The following is a 9692-nucleotide window of genomic DNA, read 5'->3' on the forward strand; positions in this document are numbered from 1 at the left end:
TTCCATGAGCGCGGCTATCGCATTCTGATCGACAACCTGACGGTGGAAGCCCTGTCCTTTGTTGATCGTAAACGCCTTAAGGCCGACTTTATCAAGGTCGCCTGGCGCGAAGAGATGACCGATAATGTCATCCGAAAAAAATATTCGGAAATGGACAGCCTGGTGAAGAACTCCGGCCGGGAACGCGTGATCCTGTGCCGCTGTGATTCGCCCACCGCGATCAAGTTCGGCCAGTCGCTTGGCATCACCCTGTTCCAAGGGCGCTATATCGACAACATGATCGCCCGGCAACGCCGCGCCAAGCGCGACGCCAAAAAGCCCGTCAGACCTGCGCCGACAAGGCCAACCGACGACAAGCCAACGCGATAATCGACCGCAGCCAGACATCCTCCTGACAAACCGGTCAGGAGCCTTGGTTTACCAGCCACCACCTTCATTTCACCCCTTGGCAAAACGGGAACAAAAGCAGTACACATAAGCATGTTGTACGCGCTGTGCCCGGATTGCCATCACAAATGGCGACTGCATCTTGACCGACCGCTTCCCAAAAGCGGTAGCGGGTCTTATGTGCCCTGCCCGGTCTGTTCCTGCAAGCGCGCCATCGCCCACCCGGAACTGCCGGAGCTTTCGATTGGCCATCTCGATTGCGATGCCTTTTATGCCTCGATTGAAAAGCGCGACCGGCCGGAATTGATCGATCAGCCCGTTATTATTGGCGGCGGTCATCGTGGTGTTGTTGCGACATGCTGTTATGTTGCGCGAAAATATGGCGTGCGGTCCGCAATGCCTGCCTTCAAGGCACGGGAACTCTGCCCTGATGCGGTGTTTTTGAAATCCGACATGAAAAAGTATCAGCGCGAAGGCTATCGCATTCGCGACATGATGCGTGCACTCACCCCCGATATCGAACCGCTGTCGATTGACGAGGCCTTTATGGACCTTACCAACGCCATGGAAACCCATGGCAAATCGGCGGCAGAATGCCTGATCGACCTTCAGGCGACAATCAAACGCGAAGTCGGCATTACGGTCTCGATCGGGCTTTCCTATAACAAGTTTCTTGCCAAAATCTCATCGGACCTCAACAAGCCGTTTGGCTTTTCCATGATCGGGCGGCGTGAGGCGCTTGATTTCCTGGCCGACAAGCCAGTGCGCATGATGTGGGGGGTTGGCCCCGCGATGGAGCGCAAACTGCATGCAGATGGCGTTACAACCATCGGACAGCTGCAGGAAATGGACATCCATACCCTTCAGGGCCGATATGGCAGTATTGGCAAGCGGTTCTTTTACTTCTCGCGCGGTGAAGACAACCGGCGTGTGGAGCAAAGCACGGAACGCAAAAGCCTGTCTTCGGAAACCACATTCAACGAAGATATCGCAAGCCTGTCCGAACTATCCGAGATCGCCACCCGCCTGACATCGCGGGTCGCAAGCGATCTGGCGCGCAAGGAAATCGCGGGGCACACCGTGATCCTGAAGCTGAAATCATCGGATTTCAAGCTCCGCACGCGTAACATGCGCCTGACTTATCCGACCTTGCGCGACGACGTCATTCTGGATGCCGCCCTGACCCTGCTTAAAAAGGAAATCGATGGCACGCGCTATCGGTTGCTTGGCGTCGGGGTCGCCGACCTTTACGACGCCGATATGGCCGATCCGGTTGATTTGTTTGCCGGTGATATTGCCGCTATCACCGATGATGCCGCGCAGTCAGACGCAATCACACCAGAAACCCCGCGCATGGTCATCGACCTTCCGCGACCGACTGCCGAACAATTGCGCGAGAGCCTGACACGGCGTTATCGGCAGCATAAAAAGATGGCACCACGCCAACACAAATTCCGTTTCTAGAAGCGAAATCGCGCAAAAGACAAATGATGTACAGCGCGACATTTGTGCGCTAACATATTGATTTATATTTGGAAAATATGGCGTCCCCTAGGGGATTCGAACCCCTGTTGCCGCCGTGAAAGGGCGGTGTCCTAGGCCTCTAGACGAAGGGGACACAGGCACAAGCATTTATGTGCGAATGTCGTGACTTTCGGTTGGTGGCGTCCCCTAGGGGATTCGAACCCCTGTTGCCGCCGTGAAAGGGCGGTGTCCTAGGCCTCTAGACGAAGGGGACACATACGCACCAATCGAAGTCAGTCTATGTTAACGAGTGGCGTCCCCTAGGGGATTCGAACCCCTGTTGCCGCCGTGAAAGGGCGGTGTCCTAGGCCTCTAGACGAAGGGGACGCAGCGCGTTAACGAGGCCGGTTTTTAGCGATTGGGTGGGGTCAGGTCAAGCGGCTTTTTCGCCCCTGTGACGTTTTTTTTAATCCCTTGGCGTAAATGATGCCATTCCCGACCAAATACTGAAAAACCCTGGCACACTGTTTAACCAGACGGTTTATTGGCCGCGGCGTCGGGTTCCAATCCAGAAACTGATCCCCGCCACAGCAAGACCACAGCCCAAAAAGACAAACATCGCCTTGTAACCGGTATCCGGGTCGGCCTCATAATGGCCGACAATCAGCCCGGCAATGCCTTGCAGGACGAACAGACCGCCAAAGGTCGCGAGATTGATCGTGGTCAGTGCCCGGCCAATCTGATGTTCGGCCACCGCCTTGCGCGATGCGGCGTAATTAAGCGTCGCACTGCTGCCAAGGAAGCCGTGCAGCAACATCAAAACCATGGCGATGCCGGTCCCCATCGGTCCGACAAAGGCCTGCAACAGGCAGGCAACCGCCCCGACCAGCACGGCAAAGACAATCAGACCACGGGTATTATCAGGCATCATGCGCGACAGTTGCCCATAGGTCGGCGGACCAATGATCATGCCAATCGTCATCACCAGAAGGATATTGCCGACCTCGACCGCGCCCAGATCAAACACGTCATGCAAATAAGGCCCGCCCCAAAGGCCCCGCACCGTCAGGATCGTCGGATAACTGAAAAACGCCACGCCCGACAGCAACCAGACCTGCCGGTTTGACCAGACCGATACCATGCCGCGCAGGACATCACCGACACTTTCGCCGCGCTGGGCATGGGTTGCATGGCCCGGCGGGTTGTCGCGGACCAGAATGAAATCAAGCACCACCGCAATCAACGCAATACCGGCAAGGCCGTAATAAACCGCCCGCCAGCCATAGGCCTCGACCAGTGTCGCAAGTGGCGTTGCCGATGCAAGAACGCCCATCAAACTGAACGAAACGATCAGTCCGGATGCGGCGGCAAACTTTTCAGGTGCGGTCCAGCGCGCGGCCAGAACCAGTGCCGACATGAAGGCTGCCGAACAGCCAACGCCAATCACCGCTTGGCCAGCCATCAGGCCCAGCACACTTTGCGCATTGGCAAAGATAAAGACACCCGCCACGGTGACCATGGTCAAAAACCCGTTGGTCAGGCGCGGTCCATACCGGTCGAGCAGCACCCCGACGGGGATTTGCATGAGCGCAAAGGCAAAATGGAAGCTGCCCGATATCAGGCCAAGCTGTTCGGGTGTCACGGCAAGCTGTTCACGAAGCGGCCCGGCAAGCAGCGCCTGGGCAGAACGGAAAAACTGGCTAAGCGAAAAGGCCAGCATGATCGGCATCAGAACGATCAGAAACGATCCGAGGCCATGCTTGGGCGTCGCAGAGGTGGGTGTGGGGCGCGAATTTTGTGTCATGGTGCCTTCAGGATTAGTCTGATCAAACCATAACGGCAAGCATTTGCAGCATCATAGCTGACCTGCCCGGGTTCACGTCGCTAGACCGGCAAGGCCACATCATCAATGATCAGCTGCACACCTTCCCGCCCCTGCCAGCTATCGCGGCGCAAATGTCCCAGAACATGCAACGGGCGCCCACCATGTTTGATCAGGGTCTGTCCCATATCATTATCAAGGCATCTGAACGCAATTGCCTTAAGCCGCCCCTGCCCGTTTGAGCCGGTCAGAATACAGCGCACATGATCCTGCCCGACAACGTCGGCCTTGACCGCCCGGCAATCGACGAAGGCAAATCTGGGCTCGGCATTGCCTGCCCCGAACGGACCAAGCTTTTCAAGTGAGTCGATAAGCTCAAGTGTCGCCCCCTTGGCATGAAGCGCCCCATCGACCGTGATCGTCGGACGGATGTCGTTTTCGGCGATGATCTTGGCAAAGCGTTCCTCAAGGAAGGCTTCGAACGCGTCAAGCTTTTCAGGATCAAGTGTAAAGCCCGCCGCCATATGGTGCCCGCCACCATTGATCAGAAGCCCGGCCTGACGCGCCGCAATGATCGCATCGCCCAGATCAATGCCGCGCACAGATCGCGCAGACCCCTTATAGACGCCGTCAACCTTGCCCATCACAAGCGACGGCACGTGATAGCGATCCTTAAGCCTGCTTGCGACAATACCGATCACGCCGGGATGCCAGTCATCGCCGCCGACCAGCACCATGGAGCCGACCTTTGACTTGCCCTCGACCGCGCTGATGGCCTGATCAAGGACGATATCCTCGATCGCCTTACGCTCACGGTTATATTCATCAAGCCTGCGGGCGATATCCTGCGCCTCCGCGGGGTTCTCACCCGAAAGCAGGGTGGTGCCCAGAAAACTCTCTCCAACGCGCCCACCGGCATTCACACGCGGCCCAAGGACATAACCCAAGTGATAGGCACTCGGCACCTCGTTAACGCCGGCAATATCGGCAAGCGACGTCATGCCGACATTGGATCGGTGCTTCATCACCTTAAGGCCTTGGGTGACGAACGCCCGGTTCAATCCGCGCAGCGGCACCACATCACACACCGTGCCAAGGGCCACCAAATCCAGCCAGTTGCGCAAGTCCGGTGCGCGCACGCCCTTCTTTTCCAGCCAGCCGCGATTGCGTAATTCGCGCAGCAACGCCACACAGACCAAAAAGGCCACACCGGCCGCGCAGAGATGCCCAAGCCCGCTTTCATCATCAAGCCGGTTGGGGTTCACGACCGCGACGGCAGGCGGCAATTCCGGCTCTGCTGCATGGTGGTCGACGACAATGATCTCGATCCCGGCATCGCGGGCTTCTTGCAACGGCGCATAGGCCGTTACCCCGCAATCAACCGTCAGGATCAGCTTGGCGCCCTTGCGCTGCAGCTCCAGAAGGGCTGGCGCATTCGGGCCATAGCCCTCTTTCATGCGATCGGGAATATGGACAGGGACATCAACACCAATGGCGCGGAAAAACCGTTTCAACAACGCCGTACTGGTCGCGCCATCAACGTCATAATCGCCAAATACCGCAATCCCCTCGCCCGCCTCGATGGCGTCGGCAATGCGCGCGGCTGCCTTATCCATATCCTGCAAGCTGGAAGGATCGGGCATCAAATCGCGCAGTGTCGGTGACAGGAAACTTTCGGCGTCATCAAGGTCAATGCCGCGCGCGGCCATCACCCGGCCAACAATTTCGGGCACGCCAAAACGCTGTGCAATCGTCGTTGCCAGTCGCTCGTCATTTGCGCGTTCTCGCCACCATTTGCCGGTGACGGATCGCTCGATACCCATAAAAGTCTTTTCTTGTGGATGCTCTGTCATGCCCTATGGAATAGCGCAATCTCGGGCGGTCTGAAACCGGATATTTTGCCAATCGATCAAACCGCGCCGAGAGTTGGCAATCCCTAGCCGACCGGGTTTTCGCCGCACCATTTCAAAACGTTCTCGGCGTCTGCGGCGGGATCATCGACGGGATAGAACACCTTGGTGATCTTGCCATCATCAATGACCATGGTCAGACGCTTGAACAGGCGCATGCCGTCGGCCTCGAAATCGGGCATCGCCATGGCTTCCTTGAAGCGATGATCAGCATCCGACAGCAAAGCAAATGGCAGATGAAGGCGCTCGGCTGCTTCTTTTTGATAATCGGTTGTCTGGCTTGAAAGCCCGAACAGGTTTTCGACCCCGACCGCACGCAATTCCGAGGCGTGATCGCGGAACGAGCAAGATTGCGGCGTACACCCCTTGGCACCGGGAATTTCGTTCCAGCCTTCCGGTGACGGCACGCCGGGCTCTGCCGTGCGCGGATAGGCATGGACAACTGTGCGGCCCGGCAATGTCGACAAATCAACAGATGTGTCGTTGGTTGCGGACAACCCCATTGCAGGCAGGATTTGCCCCGTCAGGCGTTCAATCACATGTGCGTCGCTTTCTGAACTCATCATGATCCTCCCAGGATACAAGAGCGGGCTTTTATCACGAACAAGGTTCGACCCTTTGGCTATCAAGATAAGTCTGAACCCAACGCTTAAAAAGAAGCATCGATTTCGTATTGTGAAAAACATTTTGCTGCATCACACCATTTGCCTGCGCGGCAAAGCTGTGCAAACTGGTGCAATAACAAAAACGGATACGCGCAATGCCCCACAAAAAAGGTCTCAGGATCGGATTAACCATCCTGTCCGTACTTGCTGCCCTGATGTCGATGCCAATGGTGATGTTTTCACCAATGATGTTTGACGCAACGGGATCAGATGAAAATGTCTACACCCAGTTCCTGTTTTTCAGCGTCCTGGCATTTCCGGTGCTCTGCCTGATGGGCGGCATTCTTCCGTGGATATTCAAACGCCACCCGAAATCAATCTGGCTTTATGGGCTCAGCGGCCTTGCCATCGGGCTTGTCATTCTCGCAGTCGTGCTGCTGTCGGTTCAGTGCGGCGGTGACTTCGCCTGCTGATCAGACGATGCCTTCGTCCGCCGCGATCAGAGCCAACCCGTGTGCCACCGACAGGAACGGCTGGCCGATTTCGATGCGGTCCTTGCCAAAGCGGTCTTCGAACAGCTTGCGCACAGCCGGGACATAGGATGTGCCACCGGTCATGAAGACCTTTGAGACGTCACGCGCATCGACACCAGCCTGATCAAGGCAGTTCTTGGCCGCCAGTTCGATCTCGGCCATGTCGGGTGCAATCGAGGCTTCGAAATCGGCACGGGTCAGTTTTTCTTCGATCTCTACCCCGCCGTGGGCGAATTGCAAGATGGTGCTGTCTTTTTCAGAAAGTTCTGCCTTGGCTTTTGATACCGACTGATAGAGGTGGAAACCCATTTCATCTTCGATGATGGCCACCAGATCCTCGATATCATCGGGCTTGGTCGCGGACCTGATCAGACCTTTGATTTCGTTGATGGTTTTGGGCTGGTTCATCATGGCCAGTTCGTGCCAGCGCGAAAACGCCGTGTAATATTGCCGCGGGACCGGCAGGGTCGCGCCCATGGATTTGTATTCGGAGCCAAAGCCCAGACGCGGCCAAACTGCCTTCTGGATGATGCGATAATCAAACCGGTCTCCCGCAACACCGAGACCAGTGTGCGAGAGCGGCTGCACCCCGCGAATGCCCAATCCCGGCGTAAAGCGGATCAGCGAAAAGTCACTGGTACCACCGCCAAAGTCGGCGACCAGAACAGTTTCCGGTTTATCAAGCTCACGCCCGTAATAGTACGACGCTGCCAATGGTTCGAACACCATGGCCTCGACATCAAAACCGGCCTGCTCATACGCCGAACGCAAGCGCATTTCGGCAAAGTCATTGTCCGGATTATTGCCCGCAAACGCCACCGGACGCCCGGAAATGACCCGCTGTCCCAGCCAGCCAAGGCTGTGCTGCGCGAAGTGATGGATCTGTGTCAGGAACGTACCAATCAGATCTTCGATGGAATAGTTGGTCCCGAAGATATCGGTCCCCTCAAAATCCTTGGCCGCCAGATAGGATTTCATCGACTGGATCAGGCGGCAATCGTGGCTTTCCTTAAGATATTCCTCAATCGCGAACGGGCCGGAGCAGCTTTTGGTGTGGGTTGGCGCATTCGGCGCCTTCAGATCCTGATCTTCCCAGAAATACAGAATGGTCCGATAGGTATCGAAGCTTTTGGTACCGACCTCGAACGTGGCGGATTGCACGTTTCCTGCACTGTCTGCCACGGCAAGAACAGAGTTCGTCGTTCCGAAATCAAGGGCAATAATTTCCGACATCAGGCAGGCTCCGGCATTTGGTGTTGGTCACAGGGGGCGGAGGATGTAACGCAGTCCACCTGCCCCTGCAAGCCATTAAACGAAAAAAGGGAGTGCCGAGAATTACATCAAGGCACTCCCTTTACGAAATTTGAGAACTGGTCGCTTATTTGTACCAGATTTTCCGGCTGAAATCGTGCACCGCGCGGACGTAACGTACAGTACCAGACTGCGAACGCATCACGATGCTTTCGGTTTCGGCCCCATTGGCAAAGCGGCGCACGCCGCGCAGCATCGCGCCATCGGTTACACCGGTTGCCGCAAACATGACATTGCCCTTGGCAAGTTCGGTCAGTTTGTATTTGCGGGTCAGGTCTTCGATGCCCCATTTTTTAGCGCGCGCAATTTCGTCATCGTTGCGGAAAACAAGACGGCCCTGGAACTGGCCACCGATGCAACGAAGGGCTGCCGCGGCCAGAACACCTTCCGGTGCACCACCGGTACCCATGTAAAGATCAATGCCCGAGGTTTTCTGCGAAGTCGCGATCACACCGGCAACATCACCATCCCCGATCAGCATGATGCGTGCACCGGCTTCGCGGGTTTTGGCAATGATTTCCTGATGGCGCGGACGATCAAGAATACACACAACCAGATCGGCAACATCGCAGCCCTTTGCCGCGGCTAAGCTTTTGAGGTTTTCGGCCGGGCTGGCATCAAGGTCGACAACATCATCCGGAAGACCTCCGCCAACGGCAATCTTTTCCATATAGGTGTCCGGCGCGTTCAGGAAGCCACCCTTTTCGGCCATGGCAACAACCGCCAAAGAGTTCGGGCCGCCGGTCGCACAAATGGTCGTACCTTCAAGCGGATCAAGCGCGATATCGATTTCCGGGCCTTCGCCGGAGCCAACTTCTTCGCCGATAAACAGCATCGGGGCTTCGTCGCGCTCGCCTTCGCCAATCACGACCGTGCCTTTGATATCCATGCTGTTAAGCGCATTGCGCATGGCGTCCACGGCAGCCTGATCGGCTGCCTTTTCGTCGCCGCGTCCCATCAGGCCAGAGCACGCAAGTGCCGCCGCCTCGGTTACGCGAACCGTTTCAAGCGCAAGATTTCGATCCATATCTTCTTCCTCGTATTGCTGATGTGGGGTCTGGGGGCCCCATCTCATTGTTGTCTTTTTATTTTTATGCTCGATTTTCTGTCCGAGCTATACAACATCGCCCCGCATCATGGCAGATACGGGGCGAATATGTGTTGTTCATTTTGTTAAGATGCGAAGCTTTCAATCCGCATCAGAACCGGCGGCTGTGAATTGCTTTCGAACGCTGCAATATCATTCACCGCACCCGACATGGCGGATTCAGTCGTTTCGTGCGCCACGATAACCACCGGCACAACGCCGCCTTCGGTTTCGGCCCGGCCATGCTGGATCATGGACGCCATTGACACCCCATGCTTGGCAAGGGTTGCGGTCACCTCGGCCATGACACCCGGGCGGTCCCACACCATCAGGCGCAGGTAATAGGCGCCAACATGCTTTTCGAGCGACGCACGCACATTTTTCTTAAGGCGATCTGCCGGCAGACCAAACACAGGTGCCGCACGACCAGCCGCGATATCGACGATATCCGCCACCACCGCCGATGCAGTCGGACGTTCACCTGCACCACGCCCCTGCAGGACCACTGGCCCGACATAGTCGCCTTCAAGGGCCACCGCGTTAAATACGCCTTCGACCTTGGAAATCTGGGTT

The 9692-nt window shown here is 56.6% G+C and carries 8 protein-coding genes, 3 tRNA genes and 1 pseudogene; 3 read left to right on the top strand and 9 right to left on the bottom strand.

The window, feature by feature from the left end:
* Together B3Z49_RS11090 and B3Z49_RS11095 are read left to right on the top strand one after the other, a co-directional pair.
* Positions 1 to 369: pseudogene (locus tag B3Z49_RS11090) on the top strand (EAL domain-containing protein); the annotation flags it as partial.
* A gap of 111 nt (positions 370 to 480) precedes the next feature.
* Positions 481 to 1851 (top strand): DNA polymerase IV, encoded by a 1371-nt coding sequence (locus tag B3Z49_RS11095; RefSeq protein ID WP_296990829.1) that lies wholly within the window; start codon positions 481 to 483, stop codon positions 1849 to 1851.
* A gap of 78 nt (positions 1852 to 1929) precedes the next feature.
* Here B3Z49_RS11095 and B3Z49_RS11100 read toward each other — a convergent pair.
* From B3Z49_RS11100 to B3Z49_RS11125, 6 genes are all read right to left on the bottom strand, one after another.
* Positions 1930 to 2005, bottom strand: a tRNA-Glu gene (locus B3Z49_RS11100).
* 44 nt (positions 2006 to 2049) lie between these two features.
* A tRNA-Glu gene (locus tag B3Z49_RS11105) sits at positions 2050 to 2125 on the bottom strand.
* A gap of 37 nt (positions 2126 to 2162) precedes the next feature.
* A tRNA-Glu gene (locus B3Z49_RS11110) sits at positions 2163 to 2238 on the bottom strand.
* Between the two features lie 154 nt (positions 2239 to 2392).
* Complete coding sequence (locus B3Z49_RS11115; RefSeq protein ID WP_296990831.1) at positions 2393 to 3655, bottom strand: MFS transporter; 1263 nt, start codon at positions 3653 to 3655, stop codon at positions 2393 to 2395.
* Positions 3656 to 3735: 80 nt separating this feature from the next.
* Positions 3736 to 5496 (bottom strand): single-stranded-DNA-specific exonuclease RecJ, encoded by a 1761-nt coding sequence (recJ, locus tag B3Z49_RS11120; protein WP_296990833.1) that lies wholly within the window; start codon positions 5494 to 5496, stop codon positions 3736 to 3738.
* Positions 5497 to 5609: 113 nt separating this feature from the next.
* A complete protein-coding gene (locus tag B3Z49_RS11125) occupies positions 5610 to 6149 on the bottom strand; it encodes a peroxiredoxin (protein WP_296990835.1) in 540 nt (179 codons plus the stop codon).
* 194 nt (positions 6150 to 6343) lie between these two features.
* On the opposite strand from B3Z49_RS11125, the gene B3Z49_RS11130 reads away from it, so the two are divergent.
* On the top strand, positions 6344 to 6661 hold the full coding sequence (locus B3Z49_RS11130; protein ID WP_296990837.1) for a hypothetical protein: 318 nt from the start codon (positions 6344 to 6346) through the stop codon (positions 6659 to 6661).
* On the opposite strand, the gene B3Z49_RS11135 is transcribed toward B3Z49_RS11130, so the two are convergent.
* From B3Z49_RS11135 to B3Z49_RS11145, 3 genes are all read right to left on the bottom strand, one after another.
* Positions 6662 to 7954: an Hsp70 family protein gene (locus tag B3Z49_RS11135; protein WP_296990839.1), complete on the bottom strand. Its 1293-nt coding sequence runs from the start codon at positions 7952 to 7954 to the stop codon at positions 6662 to 6664. It lies immediately after the preceding gene.
* A gap of 145 nt (positions 7955 to 8099) precedes the next feature.
* Positions 8100 to 9059, bottom strand: coding sequence for a class II fructose-bisphosphatase (glpX, locus tag B3Z49_RS11140; RefSeq protein ID WP_296990841.1), 960 nt, complete (start codon positions 9057 to 9059; stop codon positions 8100 to 8102).
* Positions 9060 to 9205: 146 nt separating this feature from the next.
* Positions 9206 to 9692: ACT domain-containing protein (locus B3Z49_RS11145; protein WP_296990843.1), on the bottom strand; the 487-nt coding region annotated here is incomplete at its 5' end.

This window comes from Thalassospira sp. UBA1131, assembly GCF_002311515.1.
Taxonomy (GTDB): Bacteria; Pseudomonadota; Alphaproteobacteria; order Rhodospirillales; family Thalassospiraceae; genus Thalassospira.

Excerpts from the sequence above, each read along its gene's own strand:
- B3Z49_RS11095 (WP_296990829.1), top strand. The coding sequence starts at position 481 with ATGTTGTACGCGCTGTGCCCGGATTGCCATCACAAATGGCGACTGCAT.
- B3Z49_RS11115 (WP_296990831.1), bottom strand. The coding sequence starts at position 3,655 with ATGACACAAAATTCGCGCCCCACACCCACCTCTGCGACGCCCAAGCAT.
- recJ (WP_296990833.1), bottom strand. The coding sequence starts at position 5,496 with ATGGGTATCGAGCGATCCGTCACCGGCAAATGGTGGCGAGAACGCGCA.
- B3Z49_RS11125 (WP_296990835.1), bottom strand. The coding sequence starts at position 6,149 with ATGATGAGTTCAGAAAGCGACGCACATGTGATTGAACGCCTGACGGGG.
- B3Z49_RS11130 (WP_296990837.1), top strand. The coding sequence starts at position 6,344 with ATGCCCCACAAAAAAGGTCTCAGGATCGGATTAACCATCCTGTCCGTA.
- B3Z49_RS11135 (WP_296990839.1), bottom strand. The coding sequence starts at position 7,954 with ATGTCGGAAATTATTGCCCTTGATTTCGGAACGACGAACTCTGTTCTT.
- glpX (WP_296990841.1), bottom strand. The coding sequence starts at position 9,059 with ATGGATCGAAATCTTGCGCTTGAAACGGTTCGCGTAACCGAGGCGGCG.